The organism is Halopseudomonas bauzanensis, from assembly GCF_900114735.1.
Classification (GTDB): Bacteria; Pseudomonadota; Gammaproteobacteria; order Pseudomonadales; family Pseudomonadaceae; genus Halopseudomonas; species Halopseudomonas bauzanensis.
The window spans coordinates 178,380-199,039 of record NZ_FOUA01000001.1 but is presented as its reverse complement, the minus strand read 5'-3'; the positions used below and the strand labels follow the sequence as shown (position 1 = coordinate 199,039).

Annotated in this window: 18 protein-coding genes; 10 read left to right on the top strand and 8 right to left on the bottom strand. The window is 60.5% G+C overall.

Features of this window, described 5'->3' with window-relative positions; translation table 11 throughout:
- Positions 1-232 precede the first annotated feature (232 nt).
- The 6 genes from BM267_RS00935 (at position 233) to BM267_RS00910 (ending at position 5,947) form a co-directional block, all read left to right on the top strand.
- The gene (locus tag BM267_RS00935; protein ID WP_051610806.1) at positions 233-1,282 is read left to right on the top strand and encodes an NAD(P)H-dependent glycerol-3-phosphate dehydrogenase; all 1,050 of its coding nucleotides are present in this window, start codon (positions 233-235) and stop codon (positions 1,280-1,282) included.
- Positions 1,279-1,821 carry a DUF4389 domain-containing protein gene (locus tag BM267_RS00930; protein WP_074778425.1) on the top strand — a complete coding sequence of 181 codons (543 nt, stop codon included), beginning with the start codon at positions 1,279-1,281 and terminating at the stop codon, positions 1,819-1,821. The genes BM267_RS00935 and BM267_RS00930 overlap by 4 nt, the downstream gene beginning before the upstream one ends.
- Positions 1,818-2,294: a phosphohistidine phosphatase SixA gene (gene sixA / locus BM267_RS00925; protein ID WP_074778427.1), complete on the top strand. Its 477-nt coding sequence runs from the start codon at positions 1,818-1,820 to the stop codon at positions 2,292-2,294. Before BM267_RS00930 ends, sixA begins: the two co-directional genes overlap by 4 nt.
- A gap of 67 nt (positions 2,295-2,361) precedes the next feature.
- Positions 2,362-4,032: an AMP-binding protein gene (locus tag BM267_RS00920; RefSeq protein WP_074778429.1), complete on the top strand. Its 1,671-nt coding sequence runs from the start codon at positions 2,362-2,364 to the stop codon at positions 4,030-4,032.
- 106 nt (positions 4,033-4,138) lie between these two features.
- Complete coding sequence (locus BM267_RS00915; protein WP_074778430.1) at positions 4,139-4,999, top strand: alpha/beta fold hydrolase; 861 nt, start codon at positions 4,139-4,141, stop codon at positions 4,997-4,999.
- Positions 5,000-5,113: 114 nt separating this feature from the next.
- Entirely contained in the window at positions 5,114-5,947 is an 834-nt protein-coding gene (locus tag BM267_RS00910; RefSeq protein WP_051610808.1) for a DUF4892 domain-containing protein, read from the top strand.
- Positions 5,948-6,082: 135 nt separating this feature from the next.
- Here the strand turns inward: BM267_RS00910 and BM267_RS00905 are convergent, their stop codons facing one another.
- The 5 genes from BM267_RS00905 to BM267_RS00885 all read right to left on the bottom strand — a co-directional run bounded on the left by BM267_RS00905 (position 6,083) and on the right by BM267_RS00885 (position 13,776).
- On the bottom strand, positions 6,083-7,900 hold the full coding sequence (locus BM267_RS00905) for a DUF2235 domain-containing protein (RefSeq protein WP_083392407.1): 1,818 nt from the start codon (positions 7,898-7,900) through the stop codon (positions 6,083-6,085).
- A complete protein-coding gene (locus BM267_RS00900) occupies positions 7,887-8,375 on the bottom strand; it encodes a DUF3304 domain-containing protein (RefSeq protein ID WP_074778434.1) in 489 nt (162 codons plus the stop codon). The genes BM267_RS00905 and BM267_RS00900 overlap by 14 nt, the downstream gene beginning before the upstream one ends.
- A complete protein-coding gene (locus BM267_RS00895) occupies positions 8,372-9,172 on the bottom strand; it encodes a DUF4123 domain-containing protein (RefSeq protein WP_074778436.1) in 801 nt (266 codons plus the stop codon). Before BM267_RS00895 ends, BM267_RS00900 begins: the two co-directional genes overlap by 4 nt.
- A 2-nt stretch (positions 9,173-9,174) precedes the next feature.
- Positions 9,175-11,217 carry a type VI secretion system Vgr family protein gene (locus BM267_RS00890; RefSeq protein WP_074992192.1) on the bottom strand — a complete coding sequence of 681 codons (2,043 nt, stop codon included), beginning with the start codon at positions 11,215-11,217 and terminating at the stop codon, positions 9,175-9,177.
- 150 nt (positions 11,218-11,367) lie between these two features.
- Positions 11,368-13,776, bottom strand: coding sequence for a penicillin acylase family protein (locus BM267_RS00885; RefSeq protein ID WP_074778767.1), 2,409 nt, complete (start codon positions 13,774-13,776; stop codon positions 11,368-11,370).
- 122 nt (positions 13,777-13,898) lie between these two features.
- On the opposite strand from BM267_RS00885, the gene BM267_RS00880 reads away from it, so the two are divergent.
- The 3 genes from BM267_RS00880 to mnmH are packed head-to-tail and all read left to right on the top strand — an operon-like array spanning position 13,899 to position 17,099.
- On the top strand, positions 13,899-14,900 hold the full coding sequence (locus BM267_RS00880) for a patatin-like phospholipase family protein (protein ID WP_036989570.1): 1,002 nt from the start codon (positions 13,899-13,901) through the stop codon (positions 14,898-14,900).
- Positions 14,901-14,958: 58 nt separating this feature from the next.
- Positions 14,959-15,996, top strand: coding sequence for a selenide, water dikinase SelD (gene selD / locus BM267_RS00875; protein ID WP_074778769.1), 1,038 nt, complete (start codon positions 14,959-14,961; stop codon positions 15,994-15,996).
- The gene (mnmH, locus tag BM267_RS00870) at positions 15,996-17,099 is read left to right on the top strand and encodes a tRNA 2-selenouridine(34) synthase MnmH (RefSeq protein ID WP_074778438.1); all 1,104 of its coding nucleotides are present in this window, start codon (positions 15,996-15,998) and stop codon (positions 17,097-17,099) included. Before selD ends, mnmH begins: the two co-directional genes overlap by 1 nt.
- A gap of 96 nt (positions 17,100-17,195) precedes the next feature.
- Here mnmH and BM267_RS00865 read toward each other — a convergent pair whose 3' ends face one another.
- The 3 genes from BM267_RS00865 to BM267_RS00855 all read right to left on the bottom strand — a co-directional run bounded on the left by BM267_RS00865 (position 17,196) and on the right by BM267_RS00855 (position 19,444).
- Positions 17,196-17,768 carry a Smr/MutS family protein gene (locus BM267_RS00865; RefSeq protein ID WP_074778440.1) on the bottom strand — a complete coding sequence of 191 codons (573 nt, stop codon included), beginning with the start codon at positions 17,766-17,768 and terminating at the stop codon, positions 17,196-17,198.
- A gap of 65 nt (positions 17,769-17,833) precedes the next feature.
- Positions 17,834-18,607: a hypothetical protein gene (locus BM267_RS00860; protein WP_074778442.1), complete on the bottom strand. Its 774-nt coding sequence runs from the start codon at positions 18,605-18,607 to the stop codon at positions 17,834-17,836.
- A 72-nt stretch (positions 18,608-18,679) separates the two neighbouring features.
- Positions 18,680-19,444 (bottom strand): TSUP family transporter, encoded by a 765-nt coding sequence (locus BM267_RS00855; protein WP_074778444.1) that lies wholly within the window; start codon positions 19,442-19,444, stop codon positions 18,680-18,682.
- 121 nt (positions 19,445-19,565) lie between these two features.
- Between BM267_RS00855 and aroC the strand changes: the two genes are divergently transcribed.
- Positions 19,566-20,657 (top strand): chorismate synthase, encoded by a 1,092-nt coding sequence (gene aroC / locus BM267_RS00850; protein WP_036990286.1) that lies wholly within the window; start codon positions 19,566-19,568, stop codon positions 20,655-20,657.
- Positions 20,658-20,660 lie beyond the last annotated feature (3 nt).

Sequence of the window (20,660 nt, the reverse complement as noted above, 5' to 3'; positions counted from 1 at the left end):
CGGCGTTGTCAGGCGACGCTGCAGCATGACTTGGCCTGGTTCTGAAGTGGTTGAGGCATGACGACAGTCCTTGTCATTCAGGGTTGGCTCAAAAGTTTAGCCCAGAACACGGGGCGCGAGTTGTTTTGACTGATGTCCATGGTAAACCTGCGGCCAGGTTTTTTCATCAGCGCTTCGCTGTTACTGTTGGCGGACATATACTGAGAGTTGTTTTCTGTCTCAAGGAATTTGCATGACCGACCACAAGGTCCCCGTTACCGTTCTGGGTGGCGGCAGTTTCGGTACCACTCTGGCCAACCTGCTGGCGAGCAATAGCGTTCCGACAACGCTGTGGCTGCGTAATGAAGAGCAGGCGAGCGAAATGCGCGAGCAGAGGGAAAATACCCGGTATCTGCCGGGAATCAAACTGGACCCCCAGCTGACCGTCACCACTGATATGGCGTCGGCGCTGAGCGCGGCGGAGTTGGTGTTTCTGGCCATTCCCAGCGGTGCATTTCGCAGTGTGCTGCAACAGATCGGTCCCGGGCTGGCCGGGAAGGGGCTGATCAGCACGACGAAAGGTATCGAGCAGCCGGGCTTTCTGATGATGAGTCAAATCGTCGAGCAGGAGGTTCCCGAGGCCCGCGTGGCGGTGCTGTCCGGACCCAATCTGGCCCGGGAGATGGCGGCTGGGGCGCTGACGGCGACGGTGGTGGCAAGCGATGATGAGGCGCTGAGTGCTCAGGTGCAGGATGTACTGGGCTGCCAGAGCCTGCGTGTGTATGCCAGCCAGGATCGTTATGGGGTCGAGTTGGGTGGGGCGCTGAAAAACGTCTACGCGATCATCTCCGGCATGGCGGCAGCCATGGGCGTGGGTGAGAACACCAAAAGCATGCTGATTACCCGTGCGCTGGCGGAAATGACCCGCTTCGCCGTGCATATGGGGGCCAACCCGCTGACCTTCCTCGGTCTGGCTGGCGTGGGCGATCTGATTGTTACCTGCACTTCGCCGATGTCACGTAACTATCAGGTGGGGCATGCGCTAGGCAAAGGGCTGACCCTGGAGGAGAGTATTGCCCGGCTGGGGCAAGTGGCCGAGGGGGTGAATACGCTGAAGGTGCTGCGGCAGAAATCACTGGAAGAAGGCGTCTACATGCCGCTGGTGGCGGGTCTGCATGCCATCATCTTCGAGCAGCAGCCGCTGGCAGACGTTATCGGCCGGTTGATGAGCGCAGAGCAGAAGCATGATGTCGAGTTTTCCGCCTTCATGGCGAGCACACCATTGACCAAGGAGCAGAAATGAACGCTTTCAAAGAGAACATCACATCGGCCGATTTCTGGCTTCGCCTGATCTATACCCTGTTGTTCGCGGTGGCATGGCAGGTGGTCGAGGTGCTGCTGGCGGCGATTCTGGTCTTGCAGATCGTGTTTCGCCTGTTTACCGGTGAACCCAGCGGGCAATTGGCCGGCTTCGGTAACAGCCTGTCGCAGTATGCCTGGCAGATGGGTCGCTATGTCACCGGGGCGGCCGAAGAGAAACCCTGGCCGTTCATGGAATGGCCGGATGAAAATGCCGAGTGGCAACCGCGCCCGGCCCAGGATCCGGTAACGGTAGACCCGGCGCATGCCGCTCCGGTGCCGCCAGCGGCCCCGGTAGTGCCTGATACCCATGCTCCCGTCGCTGATGTGACGCCGCCACCGGTGGTGGAAGAGGAACCTGATGCGCCGGTGGTAGCACCTGCGGGCGACGTCATCGTGCCGGAGCCACCGGTGCTGCGGCCTGAGGACAAGATCGATGACACGGACGCTACTCCGGGTGATGGCAGCAGGCTGAAACCATGAAGATGTGGATTCTGCGCCATGGCCAGGCGGAGCCTTCGGCAGCCAGTGACGCCGAGCGGCGGCTGACCGACACCGGGCGGGAGGAAGTGACCGACATGGCGGGCCTGCTGGCGGGCCATGGTCTGGAGGCGATTATCGCCAGTCCCTACCGCCGGGCCCAGCAGACCGCAGAGCTGATGCGTCGGGAGCTGGGGTTTCGCCGCAGCATCATTACGGTGGATTGGTTGACGCCGGACAGCGACCCTCTCGCTGCATTGGATGAGCTGGCCGATCGGGTCGAAGGCGAAGTGCTGCTGGTCAGCCATCAACCCCTGGTCGGGCAATTGCTCAGCCTGGTGGTGGATGGGCATCGCCAGCGCCATTATCCCATGCCCACCGCCGGGCTGGCCTGTCTTGAGATGCCGCTGCCGGCAGCCGGCGTGGCTGACCTGGTCAGCCTGGCAAACCCGGCCAGCGTACGGGAGCGCAGCTGAGAAAAGTGGCTGGAATTCGCTGGCAGGTCATATAACAATCACAATTCATCGGTACAGCGGAGTGGTCATGGACAATCAGACAGGACCGGGGGAGGTCCGGGTACTGGACGCGTTTTTCCAGCGGGCGCAGCTGCATCCGGAGCGGATCTGGCTAGTCCAGCCATTGGCTGGCGGCCAGGTACAGGAATTGACCTGGGGGCAGGGCGCTGATCAGGCGCGCCGCCTCGCTGGCTGGCTGCAGCAATTGAATCTGCCTGAGCGCAGTACCATTGCCATCCTCTCGAAAAACTGCGCACATTGGATCATCTGTGATCTGGCCATCTGGATGGCTGGCCATATCTCCGTGCCCCTGCCGCCGACCACGCCGGATGATGCCGTCCGGCGGATGCTGGAGCATGGCGAGGCCAAGGTCGTCATCATCGGCAAGCTGGATGATTGGCAACGGGTGCGGCCGGGCCTGCCCAGCGGCATACCCTGGGTTGGTATGCCGCTGGCCGAGCCTGACGAGCAAATGCTTGACTGGTCGAGCCTGCAGCAGTCCAGCGAGCCCCTGGCGCAGGTCGTAACGCGCGACCCTGCCGAGCTGGCCACCATCATGTACACCGCCGGCACCACCGGGGTGCCCAAGGGCTGCATGCTCAGTTTCGCCAGCATGCAATTTGCCGCCAACAATTTCCTGCGTCTGTTCCTGGTGAATGACCAGGACCGGGTACTTTCGTGGCTGCCATTGTCCCAGGTAATGGAGCGACAGTTCATTGAGATGCAATCTCTGCTGTCGGGCATGACGGTGTACTTCGCCCATAGCCGCGAAACCTTCATCGACGACCTGCAGCGGGCCCGGCCAACTCTGTTTCTCGGTACCTCAACGACATGGCACCAGATTCGCCAGGGCGTCATGCGCCGGGCACAGCATCGGGTACTCGATGCGGCACTGAAAATTCCTCTGTTGGGCAGGCGTCTAGCCGCCGGTATGCTTGAGCAGCTGGGACTGGACCAGCTGCGTTTTGGCGTAGCCGGTGGCGATGTCGCACCGGCTGAGCTGCTGGAGTGGTATCACCGCATTGGCGTACGGCTGTTCCAGCTATATGGGTTGACCGAGAACTGCGGTTACTCCCACGTCGGGCGGCCAGAGCGGCTGCGTCCGGGCTGGTGCGGGCTGCCCAATCCCGGGGTCGAATGCCGTCTGGGTGAGGAGCGGGAGGTGCTGGTGCGCAGCCGCGCGACCATGCTCGGCTATCACCGTGACCCCGAACGCACGGCTCAGATGATTGATGCCGAGGGGTTCTTGCATACCGGGGATCGGGGCGAAATCGACACCGACGGCTTCCTGCGCCTGACCGGGCGCATAAACGACCTGTTCCACACTGCCGAAGGCCGGAAGATCGTGCCACAGCCTCTGGAACATCGCCTGTTGGCCCACGGCTTCATACTGCAGGCCTGCGTCGCCGGGGACGGCTTGCCGCAGCCCCTCGGCCTGCTGACGCTCACGGAGCGGGCCCGCGCAGCTCCGCGGCACGAAGTCGAACAAGAGCTGGAAGCATTGCTGCGGGCAACGAACGCAGCCCTGCCACGGGCGGAGCAACTGGGTTGCCTGGTAATCCTCGATGAGGAATGGAGCCCGGCCAATGGCATGCTCACCGGCACCCAGCAGCTCAGGCGCAGCGTCATCTATGCCCGCTATCATGATCGACTCGGCGATTGGTCGGTACGGGGCAGGCCAGTCGTCTGGGCTGATTGAAGTACCTCTTATGTGGCTGCATTCAGACCCCGGCACTTGCTTGCCCGGGCGCAGCCCCATCTTTACATTCCATTACCTCGATCATTCAATCAATTACGGGACATCCATGAGCGATAGTCATGAGATACGTTTTACCCTGCCGTCGATCGAAGTTGCCGGCAAGGTTTGGGGAGAGCCGGGCGGTTTGCCGGTCATCGGGCTGCACGGTTGGCTGGACAACGCCGCCACTTTCGATCTGATCGGCCCTGCCTTGGACAATGTCCATCTGGTAGCCCTGGACCTGCCCGGTCATGGCCTGTCAGACCACCTTCCGGCGGGCGGTTACAGCCTCTGGCAGCAGGCGGCGACCGTACTGCAAGTAGCTGACGACCTGGGGTGGGAGCGGTTCGCCCTGCTAGGGCATTCCATGGGCGGCATCATCAGTTGCATCCTGTCCGGGGCAGTGCCGGAGCGCCTGTTGGGCGCGGCCATGATCGATGGCATCCTGCCGGTTACCGGTGAGGCGGCCGATGCACCACAGCAGATGGCGCGCTTTCTCAAGGCCACCCAGGCGCTGGCGAGCAAGCGTAAACCGGTCTATGACAGCGCCTCCAAGGCGGTTACCGCGCGGATAATGGGCAGCACTTTCAGTATTTCTCGCGATGCGGCGAGCAGATTGGTTGAACGTGGCTTGATGCCGGAGCAGGGCGGCTGGACCTGGCGCTCTGATCCGCAACTGATGCTGCCTTCGCCGATGCGGCTGACGTTCGAGCATGCGGTGGCGTTCGCCGAAGCGATAAGCACGCCAACCTGTCTGGTGCTGGCCAACCAGGGAGTGATGGCCAAGCGGCCGCAATTGCGCGAGCGTATCGAAGGCTTCGAACACATCCAGACCCACCACCTGGACGGCGGACATCACCTGCATCTGGAGGAACCGGCGCCCGCCGTTGCAACAATTATCAACAGCTTTTTCCGAACCCTTGCTTGACCCCGGGAGGTGGCTGGGCAAAGCTGCCATGACACCCGCTCTGAAAAAGGCGGCCATCGGTACCGGGCGCTGGCGCCACATACGCGCAGGGGCTGTCTGTTCATAGGAGTATTGATGCATTTGCAATCGAAGGTTCGCCAGGATTGGCGGCCGCTGTTGTTGACCTTGGCATTCTGCGGCTTCGTACCGCCCAGTTTGGCCGCGACCCCCGTCATCGAGCCTTTGCCGCGTTCCGAAGTGGCCCGGGAGCGTATCCAGGAAGATGTCGAACATACTGTCGTCATCGGTAATATCCGCCGAATCAACAATCAGGTACGGGCCGAGCGGGAGGTGTTGGCCGAAGGTGAGCTGCTCCGCATATCCTGGCTGATTCCCGAAGGCCATACCTCCAAGGAGGCCATGGCGCACGCCGCCAAGCAATTGCAAGAACATCCGCACACCACCCTGTTCTTCTGCGAGGGGAGAGAGTGTGGCAGCAGCAGCCTGTGGGCCAATCAGGTGTTGGGCTATTCCCGCCTGTATGGCCCCGAGGAAAACCAGTCCTACCTCGCCCTGCGCCTGGACGATGAACCACAGCGTTTCATCAGCCTCTACGCCATTACCCGCGGTAATCGCCAGGTCTATCTGCACCTGGACCAGATGACCCCGGAGCAGCCGGTTACCGACATGCTCTATCCGACCCCGGCGACCCTGGGCAAGATACTGCGTGCTGACGGTGAACTGAAGATATCCGGCATTACGCCCGAAGACAGCGACAGCGCCATCACCGAAGCCTGGCTTGACCTGACCGCCCGCATGCTGCGCTCAGACAACCGCCTGCGTATTCAGGTCGACGGCGCCCAAGCCCCGGCCTTCGTGCAAAGCCTGCTCGACCGCGGCATCAGCCAGCAGCGCCTGGAAATCGGCGAACCAGAACCGGAGAACGGTGTGCGACTGGAAAAGCGCTGATCCATCAGCGCCCCAGACCACTTTGGGTTCAGGCATATCTCTATTCGTAGCCCGCGCGGCTCCATTGTAGGAGTGGCGCCTAGCTGCGATGGCGCCCGAGGGCGCCTATGCAAGGCCCGGCTCATCCAGGGCTTACTATCCTGCCACGGCGCTATTGTCTGAATGTTGGCTTTGAGTAGTAGCTTGATTTGTGGACAGGCTACCCCTTGGTCGATCAAAGCCGCGGATATCAAAGAAGTTCTCTCCTGACCACCAACGAGCGGTACGCTGCGTGTTACTCAGTACCTGTTGGTCGTGGACAAAGAAGGCAAATAGATCTGCGATTTCTGGTTCCAGCGGTGAAGGCTCGAACCACTCTGTAAGTAGAACCAACCAAACCTCAAGTTGCTGTCGCGTGCCGGCAGCTCTTGTGCGATATATGCGTAAACGGTTTCGCATGTCACGCGCCTCTTCATCGACTTCGCTCAACCAGCGAAACTGGTCATGCAGTTCCGCGCGACGTTGATGAACAGCATTTGTCTGTTCCAGTCTGACTTCACGTTGCCGAGCTGTTTCACTACCCAAGCCAAGCGTTCTGGCAAGCCAGGATGAGTCGGAAAACTGGCTTTGATATAGGGACTCCTCCCGGTCATCCAGTTGCTGCAATTCGGCCTTGTAAGCGTGCCAGATGTTGGCCAGCCAGCGTATGTAATAGCGCATGTTAAGAAGGAAGCCATCATGACCGGGTGTTTGATGGCCCAATAGGCGGCGGTAGCGGGCGGTCAGGCTTTGAGCACCCTGTTGATTCGGGGTTTTGTCGTTGAAAATAAAAAGTTTTGCAACGTTGATATCTTTTTCACCCAATTCTTGCAGTGGAAGCAGTGAAACTCCAGCCGAATATGCTGCTCGGTACATCCGGTGCAGGCTGACCAATGCCAGCTCGTTACTGGGTTTTTGCTCGCCGGGGGCAATACCTCCGCCAATATCTTCGCTTACACCGGGCATGAGTTCTTCCCGCCAACCTCGCCGCTGATCGCCCAGCAACCTCGCGCGGCGATAGAAGCGCCGCTCGTGGGCGGCGACCAAGTGTAGCAATGCTTTGACCTCGGGATGGATCAGTCCACCGTCATCAAGAACATTAGTGGTCGGCAGGAAAAATTCCAGTGGCGGTATCTCAGCAGAAGTACGGTCCACTGCGTCGAACAGACCAGCGAATACAACCTCAATTCTTGCCTGCCGGTAGAATTGATCGTTGCCTTGTTTCTGGCTACGTTCAAAGACAGCATGAACGAAGGCACGCGCCAAGGTGGCGCCGAAATCAAAACCGAAAACTGATATCTTGATAGTGCGTAGAGGGATGGAGCTATTAATTTCTACATCTGCAACTTCTCTATCAAACGCAAGTAAGGCCCCCTGCAAACGGGTGCCCGCCCCGGTTTTTATTAGCGAAGCAGCCCATCGAGAGTCTCGTATTGGCTCCACTACCTCGGCTGCTGTAGTAATTGCTGCGTCTTTTAGTATTTTGAGGCCTTTCAGTGGGTTTTGTTTTAAATCACCTAGCTGGCGTCGTAAACGCTGCCATCCGCTATTGCCGTTCCAGCTATCTTTTACTCCTTGCCATGCTTGGTCTCCAGCGACATCGGTTGGGATGTCCATGGTTTTTGATCCTGCTATATGAGCAGAACCTTTAGCTCGAGCACCAAGAGAGGCATCATAATCAGTACCCAGACCTGAAAGATAAACACGGCGATAGAGATTGAGCTCATCATCCTTTTCAGGGTCGTTATGAGCTAGAAATAATCGTGCTACATTACTGACTTTGTTATCTAATAGGTCGTTTTCGCGATGTCGAGCAAAGCCGTCGAAGAAGAACCCAATATGAAGTGTTTTGCCACACGAGGGATACAAGCTATCTGGTACCCGGCTACGTGAGCTTATTGCTTGTGCAAGTAGTAAGTTGTCACAACTGGTCATCAGGTTTCCTCGGATAGAGGGTATCCAGCTCTTGTTTCAGAGGACTGCTGGCACTCCGGTTCCAGGCAAGGCGCACCTGATTGTTTGGTAGGAAATGCACATGGAGAGTGTCATCCTGGCGTAGCCGGGGCGGATTCGGGATATCCATTTCGTGGCGTTCTTCCTGCAAGCCTTGTGTCTTCTGGGTTTTGGTTAGGCTTACAATCCAGACTACCTTCAGGGTGTCGCCCTCTATACGAGAGCAGCAAACCACACCGCCGCCTCCATTAGCGAAAGCGTTACCGCCCCAGATATCATTGACCCAGTAACTGAATATCGGCCGATCCGTATGATTGTGGCTGTACAGCATGGCCCCTCCGGGGCGTTGATACTGCCAGAGTAGATAACCACCAATCAGGGCCAGGTAGAACAGGGTGATCAATGTCCAGCGCACGGGGGATGACAGGTTGCGCCATTTTTTTCTAAGTACATTCATGCTTGGAAAGAGTCTCTCGCTGTGGTCAGTGCATGTTCAAAATCGATGTTCTGGTCCGACACCATTTGCATGACTATGGGCCAGTCTGGCGCATGATCGGGTGGGTGTCCTTCAAGTAAATACAGTATCGCAAACAGGCTATGATCGTCCGGATGGGTAAGCTCTGTTTTGCGGGCAGCAGCTAGAGCCTGTTCGACTTGCCGCAATCGGTCACCGTGACAGTCTGAGTCAAATACCTGGGGTGCGCTGCGCTGTAGTTCGCCCAGCAGGGCGAGAGCTTGCCTATCCATGGCGAGGGCCAAGAGTAGTTCGGTATCCAGTGTTATTGGTTGATATGTCGGGAGGGTAGTCATACCTCCGCCCTCATACTGCTGAACTTCGGTTCCGTTGAACAGCCACCAACTGTTGATCGGGCCGAAAAAAGCAGCGTGCCAACTGCAGTCCTTGCGAGCATGTAAGGCTGGCAGCACCGAAGGTGCGTAGCTTCGTAGCAGAAGATGCTGACCATCCGGCCCTTGGGCCACCAGAGCGTCGCTGAGATGTTGACTCAATGGCTCGATTGGCAGGTGGCTGGTAAGCCATCCCTTTACCGCTTCTTGTTGAAAATCAGACTGGGGGGTATTGAGTCGGGAGAAAGCGGCATCATCGAGCGCAACCAGCCAGGGGCCTGCATGACTGAGATGTTGAAAATCCTTCTGTTGCATCAATGGCAGACAGGAAAACTCAGTTTGTATCGATATCCTTTGTTCACCGGCATTTGCGGGCTGCTCGATGATGACGAAATGAAGCTCGGGCATCTTTATTCTCCAGTCAGCATCGGTTGGTTTTCATGCAGAGCCTTAAGCCAACATTCCACACAAATATTCTTTGGCGCTTGCAGGCGCTGTTCCAGCAAAGCCCCGGGCGTAGCGGCATCGGCTGGCATAACCTCTCCCGGCAACAACGGCTTGGCCTTTGTCCCGATCCCCGCGCTCCCGCCCGAATTCATCTGCACCTGCGGCCCCACCAGCGACACCCCGCTTGGATCGATCTTGAGAAAGCTGCCGCCAGCTTTGGCGGTCAGTTCCATGCCGGCGTCAATGACCAGTTTGGTGCCGGCGTAGTAGTGGATTTCGTTGCCGGCTTCGATGAAGTGGCCGGTGCCGAGTTTGATGTGTTGATTGTTGGCGACGGTCAGGTGGTCATCGGCCTTGAGCTCGGTTTTGCGGTCGGCATGGGTGGTGCGGTGTTCTTCGGCCAGCAGTTCGGTGTAGCTGTTGGCTTCGACGCGGTCGTGGCGTTCGTTGCCGACGCGGATGTGCTGATCGTGCTGGATCTTCTGGTCCCAGTCGCGCTGGGCGTGGATGAAGATCTGTTCTTCACCGGCCTTGTCTTCGATACGCAGTTCGTTGAAGCCGTCGCCGCCGGGGCTGCTGAGGGTTTTGAAGACGCTGCGGGTCTTGTGCTCCGGCAGACTGTACGGGACCTGGTGGGTCTTGTGGTACAAGCAGCCGGTGATCAGTGGTTGGTCGGGGTCGCCTTCGAGAAAGCTGACCAGCACTTCCATGCCGACTCTTGGAATGGCGATGCCGCCGTAGCGGTCGCCGGCCCAGTTGCTGGCAACTCTTAGCCAGCAACTGGTTTTGTCGTTGGCCTGGCCTTGGCGGTCCCAGTGGAACTGGACTTTGACGCGGCCGTATTCGTCGCAGTGGATTTCTTCGGTTTCGGGGCCGGTGACGACGGCGGTTTGGGTGCCGTTGATGGGGTGTTTTGAGTGATTGGGTTGCGGCCTGAAGATCACGTCCCAAGGGGTGGCAGTGAAGGTGTTGCGGTAGCCTTGGGTGAAGTCATCCCCGGGGTTGGTGGCGCTGGTCACCGATTCTTCCAACACTTGGGGCTGTTTGCCTTCGTGGGTCACAGAGGTCAGCAGCCAGAGGTCGTTCCAGTCTGCTCTTGGGTGTTCGGTCAAAGCCAGAAAGTGGCCGCTGACCAGGGTTGGCTGATCGCTGTCGCCTTGCGCCACACGGTAGTCGCTGCGGTGGGCTTCGAGGGTTCTGGTGGCGAGATGTTTGCCGCGGTCGCGGTCTTGGAAGCGGCCGGGGTAATCGTAGTCCTCCAGGGTGGGCAGGGCTTCGCTTTGCGCTTTGCTTTCCATCAGCAGGCGCGGCTTTTCGAAGTTGTAGTCGCGGCGGCTGACGTGGCTGGGGCGGGTTTGCAGGCGCAGGTTGAAGCGTTTGATGACCGGCTCGTCGGCGACCATGCCGCTGCCCTGGTTGAAGCGGGTCGGGGTCAGTTTGGGGAAGACGGTCTGGTCTTCGCCGAACACCAGCTGATGGCCTTCGGGGCTGTGCTGAAAGTGATAGTGAATCCCTTCTTCCTCGCACAGACGCTGGATAAAGTGCAGGTCGGTTTCGTTGTACTGGGTGCAGTAGATCCGCTCGGGGCCGTCTTCGCGCAGTTGGAAGCGGAATGAATCGGTGAAGATGCCGTGGCCCTTGAGCACCTCGGTGATGATCTGCGGCACAGTGCGGTGCTGGAAGATGCGCTGGTTGGTGGCGTGCTGCAGATAGGCCAGCCGAGGGACCAGGGTGATGCGATAGCGGGTCAGGCGTTTGCCGGATTCGCCTTGGGCGACGCTGTGGATCAGGCCGTGCACGCCTTGGTCCGGGCCGGCGTAACTGAGAAATGCCGGCTGGTGCAATAACCCTTCGATATCCAGGTCCGGCCGTTCGCTGACCAGGTCCAGCTCAAAGCAATAAGGCTGGCTGATGGCTTCGGTGCCCTGGAAAGCCAGTACCTTGAAGTCGTGTTCCAGGTGCGGAATGGTGAGGGTGAAGTGCGCGGTATTGGCCGGGGCGAACATCCTGTATTCCCTTGTCTGACGAACAAAGTCGCCGTTATATCAGACCGGGGCCGGCCAGGCTTCCTTGGGTAAGCAGGGTTGTGAGTCAGTTGGCAAAACCGTGGTGCCAGGGCCGGAACAGAGCTGTTCCGGCCTCATCTTCGAGTCGCTTTACTTACCTCGGGGACGCAAGACGAGCCGGTCGGGCAGGGCGCGAATACCCAGCCAGTCGAACAGGTGGGCGCGATAGTTACCCTGGGCGAATAGCTGCGCCTGGTCGTTGTAATGGGGATCGAATGGGTTGCCGGATTGGCCGAGAGGGTTGATGCCCAATGCCGACTCGAGGTTGCCGAGGTCGATCAGCCGGCGGGTCGAGGGGCCTGCCTCCACATCGTAATGATCGCCGCCGCGCTTGAAAGCCATGTTGTTCATGCTGCCATCAGTACCGGTGACCTCTACCCGAGCGCTGTTGAGTCGCCCGGCAAAGGGAATCTTGTCTGCCAGCGGATGCTTGTGCTGCAGGCTGGCGACGGTGCCCCAGGTCCACTCTTCGGGTGCCATGCCTAGCTGTTCCGTCAGCCCTTCGATGGTACGGATCCAGGCTTGTTCGATGGCGGACTGGCGGCCGTCCATGATCGGCTGCTGGCGGTTGTCCCACCAGGGCGATGCGGGTTTCCAGTACAGGCTGGCGAGGGTTTTACGGGCCATGAAGGTGTCGCGGAAGTGCAGGTAGTGGTCGCCCAGCTCATCGGCGAACAGTGCTTCCATCAGGTTGTCTTCCCAGCGCTGAAACAGCACGGCGCCGACGCTGTCCGGCGTAAAGCGGCCATCCCAGTCAGTCAGAATCTGCTTGGCCTGCTCGGCTGTGGGTCGCAGATTCTGCTCCAGCAACTCGCCGTCAAATAATGGCAGGGCGTCCTGAACCATGGCCACAGCATGGGGCCGCTGGCTGTCCAGCTGCATGGCCTTGAAAACGGAAAAGTCGAGCTTGTCCCGGCTTTTCAGCAATTCAGCCAGACGCTCGGCCCGTTCCGCGGGTGCGTAGTAACCCGGCAGGATACGGCGCACACTGCTTTCCGGATAGGGGTTGTTGGCGCTGTAGATGAAGCCGGACGCGGGGTTGATCAATCTGGGGTTGGCGCTGAAGGGCTGATAGCCGAGGAAGTCATCACGGCGATTGCTGCCATCGAGCAGGCTGAAGCTGTTGTTGCTGTTGGGCCAGCGTTTCAGGCGGCCGGTCGCCCACATGGCGATATTGTCGTCGACATCGGCGTAGATGACATTCAGCCCCGGCGACCAGTGCAGTGCGGCTGCGGCCTCGAACTCGGCCATGCTGGTCGCGCGGGAATAACGATAGAAGGCCTCGGTGGAGTCGCTGCCGGGGGTCAGGAAGGTCCAGAACAGGCTTACCGGTTGCGGCGGCGTACTGCCGTCTTCTGCTGCACTGGCCAGATGATCGTTGATGATGGGGCCGTGGCGTGAGCTGCGCAGGCGCACCAGACGATCTTCCTGGCCGCGTACCTTGATGACTTCCTCATGCACGGTCAGGTTCTGCCAGCGATCACCGACCCGCACCTGGCCGGGGTTGTCCGGATTTACCCGTTCGCGGTAGAAGTCGATTTCATCGTTCATCAGCATGGTCAGGCCCCAGGCATGATGACGGGTCTGGCCGAGCAGCGGGAAAGGCAGGCCGGCGAGGAAGTGGCCGTAGACCTCATGTTGCGGCGTGCGGATGTGCGCTTCGTACCACACCGCTGGCACGGCAAAGCCGATATGCGGATCGTTGGCCAGCAGTGGATGACCGCTGGCGCTCAAGGCGCCCCTGACGACCCAGGCATTGCTGCCCTGGAACTGTCCGGCCGGCAGGTGCTGCTGCACCTGGGCGACCTGGTCGAGCAGTGGCTGGAGCAGCTCGACGGTCAGCGGGTTGCCGGAGGGGCGCGGCGGCAAGCCGTGGGGGACGCCCGGCACTAGGTCCTGCACGTGGCGTTCGCCGAGCGTGCCGCGCACGTGGTCCACCAGGGCGTCGGTGCGGAAGGCTTCGGCGAAGGAATAGGCCATGTAGCCCATGACATGGGCGATATCCGCGGTGGAGAAATAGTCCGGCTGGGTCAGCAGCGCACGGTATTCCACGGGCGTGCGGCCCTGGTCGATATATTGGTTGATGCCGTCCTGGTAAGCCTTGATCAGCTTCACATGGGGTTGATCGGCATTCTGTTCCAGCTGCGCTGCATACTGGCGGGCGTGACGACTGATACCCAGGGTGCGGAAGAACTTGTCGGTGGCATAGCTTTCCTGGCCGAACAGCTCAGCCAGGCGGCCGCCACCGATACGCCGCAGGATGTCCATCTGGAACAGGCGGTCCTGCGCATGGAGGTAGCCGAGGGCGCGGTAGGCATCCTCATCGTTCTGCGCATCGATGTGGGGCACGCCCCAGGCATCGAAGTAAACCGACACTTCCTGCTGCAGCCCTTTCAGGCGTAAGGTGCCGCTGCGCTGTGCTTCGGCGCTGTGCAATATCCAATGGCCAAGGGTCGTCAGGGCGACGGCGATGACGAGCAGGACGGCAACAATTTTCAAGCGGAAACGAGTGCGAGGCTGGATCACGGCTGGCCTTGTAACAGAGAATGGTTCCTGAGCGGGGCATCATGCTGAGACAGCGCTCCGGCGTCAATCGGGATTCAATACGGAGATGATGAAATATGGCACAAAGCGTAGCGCTGGTGCTTGGTAGTGGGGGTGCCAGAGGGTATGCCCATATTGGTGTCATCGAGGAAGTCGAGCGGCGTGGATACTCGATCGAGTGTATCGCTGGCTGTTCAATGGGGGCGGTGATAGGTGGCGTCTATGCTGCCGGTGGGCTCCAGGCGTACCGTGAGTGGGTGTCCGGGCTGGCCTATCTCGATGTGCTGCGGTTGCTGGACTTCGGTTTCGGCAATCTGGGTGCTATCCGCGGCGAGCGGATCTTCTCCCGGATTCATGAAATCGTCGGTGATGTGAATATTGAGGAACTCCGCATTCCGTTCACGGCCGTGGCCACCGACCTGACCAACCAGCAGGAAGTGTGGTTTCAGCAAGGTAGTCTGCAGCAGGCCATGCGCGCCTCGGCGGCCATTCCCAGTCTGTTCTCACCGGTGCGCCAGGGCAGCCGCGTGCTGGTGGATGGCGGGTTGCTGAACCCGCTGCCGATCATCCCGGTGGTCTCCGCCCATTGCGATCTGATCATGGCGGTCAACCTCAATGCCAACCACACCAATGGCTATACCTTGCCGGTCATCGAGCGGCCGGCACCGATACGGCAGCAGTTGGAGCAGTGGATGGACTCATTGAGCCTGCGCAATCTGCTGCACTGGAACAGTGAAGAGGAGGAGGGTGAACGGCAGGGCACGCTGGATATCAGCGAGGAGCCGAGCGACGCGGAGGTGGCGGCAAACCGTCAGAAGGATGAGACCAAGCCGGTGCGCGCGGACATCCCGATAGGGCCGGCCAGCATGCTGGAGCTGGTCAACCTGTCCTTCGAAACCATGCAGGCCTCGCTGACCAAGTACAAGATCGCTGGCTATCCGCCGGATGTGATCTTCGACGTGCCCAAACGGCTGTGCAAGTTCTTTGAATTCCAGCGCGCACCGGAACTGATCGAGCTTGGCCGGATGATTGCCAGCGATACGCTTGATCGGTTCGAGCAGGGCAAGCCGCCGGTTTGACCAGCGAGTTGGCTGGAGGGCTGGTAGAATGCGCGCTGAGTTTTCAGCGGAGGCAGTCATGACCGATACAGTGCGCTTGACCGAATACAGCCATGGGGCTGGCTGCGGTTGCAAGATTTCCCCCCAGGTGCTGGATGAAATCCTCGCCAGCAACCAGCCGGCACCTGCGTATTCGCAGCTCTGGGTGGGCAACAGCAGTCGTGATGATGCTGCGGTATTCGGTCTCGATGACGAGCGCGGTATCGTCAGCACTACCGACTTCTTCATGCCGATTGTCGATGACGCCTACGACTTCGGACGCATCGCCGCGACCAATGCCATCAGTGATATCTACGCCATGGGCGGTACACCCTTGATGGCCATCGCCATTCTCGGCTGGCCGGTGAATGTGTTGCCGGCCGCGGTGGCTGCCCAGGTCATGGCCGGTGCCCGCGCCGTCTGTGCCGACGCCGGCATGCCCCTGGCCGGTGGCCATTCCATCGATGCGCCCGAGCCGATCTTTGGTCTGGCGGTGACCGGCCAGGTCACCCGCCAGCAACTCAAACGCAATGACACCGCCCGTGCCGGCGCCCGGTTATATCTGACCAAGCCGCTGGGTATCGGCATTCTCACCACTGCTGAAAAACAGAAAAAGTTGCGTGAGGAAGATATCGGCGTGGCCCGCGATCTGATGTGCCAGCTCAACCGTATCGGTGCGCGCTTCGCGCAGCTGGACGGCGTGCAGGCGATGACTGATGTCACCGGCTTCGGTCTGCTCGGCCATCTGGCGGAAATGGCCGAAGGCTCGGGTGTACTGGCGCGCGTTACCGAGTCCGCTGTGCCGCGGATTGCCGGCGTTGAGCATTATCTTGCTGCCGGTTGCATACCCGGTGGTACCGGGCGCAACTTCGCCAGCTATGGTCACAAGCTGGCAGACATGCCGGAGCAGTGGCGTCACCTGCTATGCGATCCGCAGACCAGCGGCGGGTTGCTGGTCGCGGTCGATCCTGCGGTCGATGAGGCGTTTCTGGCAGTTGCCCGGGAGGAAGGGCTGAGCCTGCAACCGATCGGTGAGCTGCTGGAGCACCGCGGTGGTCACTGGGTCGAGGTTGTCTGATGCGGGATAATAGCGATGATTACCGCAGCCTGTTTCTGACCGACGTGCCGATGATGGATGTGCGTGCGCCGATCGAATTCGGCAAGGGGGCGTTTCCCGGTGTGCTCAATCGTCCGCTGATGGATGACGAAGAACGCCGCCGGGTGGGCATCTGCTACAAGGAGCATGGGCAGGACGCGGCTATCGCGCTGGGCCACAAGCTGGTCAAGGGCGATCTCAAGGCGGCTCGTATCGCCAGTTGGAAAGCCTTTGCCGAGGCCAATCCCAATGGCTACCTGTACTGCTTTCGTGGCGGGTTGCGCTCGCAGTTGGTACAGCAGTGGCTGGCAGAGGCAGGGGTTGAATATCCGCGGGTGATCGGGGGCTACAAGGCCATGCGCCGGTTTCTTATCGACACGCTGGATGAGGCGGTGCGCGATTGCCCGCTGCAACTGGTGGCGGGCCTGACCGGTACCGGCAAGACCGAAATCATTACAGCGCTCGACAACAGCCTTGATCTGGAGCGCCATGCCCATCATCGCGGCTCCAGTTTCGGCCGTCATGCCACGCCCCAGCCAGTGCAGATCGACTTCGAGAACCGCCTGGCGATTGAAGCGTTGCGGGTGCGCGAGCGGGGCGCACGCACTCTGGTGCTGGAAGACGAGGGCCGCATGGTCGGCAGTTGTTCGGTGCCATTGGAGTTGTTCCGCGCCATGCAGACCGCGCCGCTGATCTGGCTGGATGATAGCCTGGAGAATCGGGTGACGCGCATTCTCGGCGACTATGTCATCGATATGCGGGCCGAATTTGCCCTGCAGTATCCGCAGAGCCCGGAGCAGGCCTTCGAGGCGTTTGCCGCGTACCTGCTGGGGAGTCTGCTGCGCATCCGCAAGCGCCTGGGTCCGGAGCATTTCCAGGCGCTGGATCAGCTGATGCGCCAGGCGCTGGAACAGCAGCAACGCAACGATGATGTTCAAGGCCACCGTGGCTGGATCGAAGGGTTGCTACGCGATTACTACGACCCGATGTATGCCTATCAACGTGAAGCCAAGGAAGAGCGGATCGTGTTTGCCGGAGATAGGGATGCGGTGATCGGCTATCTGCAGGACGGACGGTCTTTATAGCGCCGCTCGCGGAAAACCACTTGTAGGAGCGGGCTTGGCCGCGAAGGCGGTGGAAGGCTTCGCGGCCAAGGCCGTTCCCACCCGTGCTCTGCGAAATCAGTCGTCGCGGCCTTCGAGCATTTCTCGTTTCAGTAGTACATACACCGACCCGGTGCCGCCGTGACGCGGGATGCAGGAGGTGAAGCCGAGCACTTTCGGGTGCTGGCGTAGCCAGGTGTTGACGTGGCTCTTGAGGATCGGGGTGCGGCCGTCCTTGCGTTGGGCCTTGCCGTGGGTGACACGCACGCAGCGCACTTCCAGCTTGGTGGCCTCGGCGAGGAACTCCCACAGCAGTTCGCGGGCCTTCTCCACGGTCATGCCATGCAGATCGATACTGCCATCAAAGGGGATCTGTCCGCTCTTCAGCTTGCGCAGTTGGCTTTCCTGCACACCATTGGCGGTCCAGGCGAGTTCTTCCTCGGGCGCGACATCAATCACGAAATGATCGGACAGCCCATCCACTCGGATCTGCTGCTGTGGCTGCACAGCGCGTTGGCGCAGCGCCTGGAGCTGGGCGCGGTCGCTGCGCGGCTTGCCGGTGTCGGCGCGGTCGGTAGTGATGGGGCGGGCGCCCCGGATGGCCTGGCGGAACAGCTCCAGGCCATCCGCATCATCGTTATCCTGGGTCATGGTTGCGGCTTGGTTCGGCTCATTGAACAGGCCGGCAGTCTATCAGATAGCGCCGCCGGTTCCGATCAGCGCAGGACCACCCAGAGCAGCATCAATGCCTGGAAGATGGAAAACACGATAAGACAGCCGATGGCGAAACGATGGCCGATATCGTTGCGCTTGTACTCATCAAGGGTCGCCTGCAGCGAGGTGAGCTGGGCTTGTTGCTGGCGGTTCAGGGTTTCCTGTTCGCGCAGTTGACGCAGGGTGTCAGCGATGTGTAGCTGCTGAACCCGCTCGACATTCCAGCTGGCAACCAGGTCGCTGACCCGGTTGGCCTGGGCCTTGCCTTCGGTGCGGGCGTCATTGCTCCAGGTCAGATGAAAGCCCGCCCGCTTGAGCAGCCGCTCGCGCATTTGCCGAGTCTCCTCGCTGGGCACTTCACTGGCATGGAGCACGATGGGTGTCACCGCATAGTCGGCGCAGTGGCGTTGGCACCAGTCGATCAACTGGGCGAGCATGAATCCGGCCAACCCCCGCTGGGGCGGGAAGATGCGCAGGCCCGACAGCGGCCCGAAACGAACCCGGTGGTGGCGGTGGTCGATCAGCACTTCCATGAAATTGGTATCCGGCGGCACGGTTTCGTCTTCGATCCGGATCTGCAGGCGCAGCAGTTCGAGTTGGGCAACCCGCTCGCGGGTCACGGCGATCTGCGCCAGGCGTTCGCCGTGCAGCATCAGCCTGCCCTTGAATACCGGCTTGAGCTGGATCCAATAGTATTCCGAGGGCCGTGCATGGGCGAAGGGATCGCGCACGGGAGGCGACTCGGGAGCCTCGGGGTGGGTCAGATCTTCATTCATGGGTGTGATTCCTGCCTGCATATTCCGTTATCGGCGGATTGCCATTGTTCTTGAATGTGACATGCAGTGTGACTATCCGCTGATGGCCTGCCAGATGAGGCGCAGCGCCAGAAGCGTCAGCAGGGCATTGAAGAGCAGCGTGAAGCGGCTGTCGGTCAACCGCCGGAGCAGCCGCAGGCCGGCCCATGTGCCCGCCGCACCGGCAGCGATCATCAGCAGAATCAAGCCCAGCCACTCGGCGAACACAAAACCTGCGGCACCGTAGATCACCGCCTTGGGGGCATGTTGCAAACACATTGCGGTGGCGAATGTAGCCACCGTGGAAAAGCGCTCGCCTTTCTGTTGCTGCTTGACGAAAGCGGCAACCAGCGGCCCGGTAGCACCGACGAACAGACTGACGAAAGTGGTCAGCCCGGCGGCCAGCAAGGTGCCCACTGGGCCGGTAGCCACCGCCGGAATGGGCGGCCCCCAGCACAGCAGCAGAATGAACCCGGCGATGCAGATCTGTACCAGCGCCAACGGCAGGTCGACCAGAAACAGGCTACCCAGCCAGGCGCCGAGCAGAACACCGGGGGCGAACCAGAGAATCAGCCGCAGATTGATATGGCGTAGCGTCATGCTCGCCCGGCTGAGGTTGGAGCCCAGCTGGACCATGCCATGCACCGGAATGATCGCGGCTGGGGGCATGACGATGGCCATGATCGCCAGCAACAGTACGCCGCCGCCGATGCCCAATGAGGCAGTGATGGCCGAGGTGAGGGCGGAAACGGCCACCAGCGCGGCACTGGTCAGCGGCGGCAGGGCCGCGGGCAGCAAAAGGTCCAGCAGTGCTTGCATCGGTCGGTTTGGCTCAAGAAGGTCGGGCCGACAAGATTACCGCCGCCATCTCAGGCTGTCACCCGTGCCGGCCGAGCGTTATACTGCCTGCCTTTCTCTGATCTGGAAATGGATGGCACGCATGGCCGGAAATACCCTTGGCACCCTGTTCACCGTCACCACTGCTGGCGAAAGCCATGGCCCGGCGCTGGTTGCCATTGTTGATGGGTGCCCGCCGGGGCTGGAGCTGAGTGCTGCTGATCTGCAGGCGGACCTGGATCGGCGCAAGCCTGGCACCAGTCGGCATACTACCCAGCGCCAGGAGCCGGATGAGGTCGAGATCCTCTCCGGGGTGTTCGAGGGGCGCACTACCGGGTGCCCGATTGGCTTGCTGATCCGCAATACCGATCAGAAGTCCAAGGATTACTCGGCGATCAAGGATCTGTTTCGCCCAGCCCATGCGGACTATACCTATCACCACAAGTACGGTGAGCGCGATTATCGCGGCGGTGGTCGCTCCTCCGCGCGGGAAACCGCGATGCGCGTGGCTGCGGGCGCGATTGCGCGCAAATACCTGGCCAGCCAGGGCATTACCGTGCGCGGCTACATGAGCCAGCTGGGGCCGATCGAGATTCCGTTCAAGAACTGGGAGGCGGTTGGCCAGAATGCCTTCTTCAGCCCTGATCCGGACAAGGTGCCGGAGCTGGAAGCCTACATGGACCAGCTGCGCCGGGATCAGGATTCGGTCGGGGCGAAGATCACCGTGATTGCCGAAGGCGTGCCGCCGGGCTTGGGCGAGCCGGTTTTCGACCGCCTGGATGCGGAGCTTGCCTATGCGCTGATGAACATCAACGCGGTCAAGGGGGTGGAGATCGGCGCCGGTTTCGGCTCGGTCAGCCAGCGCGGCACCGAGCACCGGGATGAACTCACTCCCGAGGGTTTTTTGAGCAACAACGCCGGCGGCGTGTTGGGCGGCATTTCTTCCGGCCAGCCGATCATCGCTCATCTGGCGCTCAAGCCGACCTCCAGCATCACCACCCCGGGCCGCTCCATCGATGTGCATGGCAACCCGGTTGAGGTGATCACCAAGGGTCGTCACGACCCCTGTGTCGGCATCCGTGCGACGCCCATCGCGGAGGCCATGATGGCCTTGGTGTTGATGGACCACCTGCTGCGTCATCGGGCGCAAAATGGTGATGTGCGGGTCGATACGCCGGTGCTGGGACAGCTCTGATGG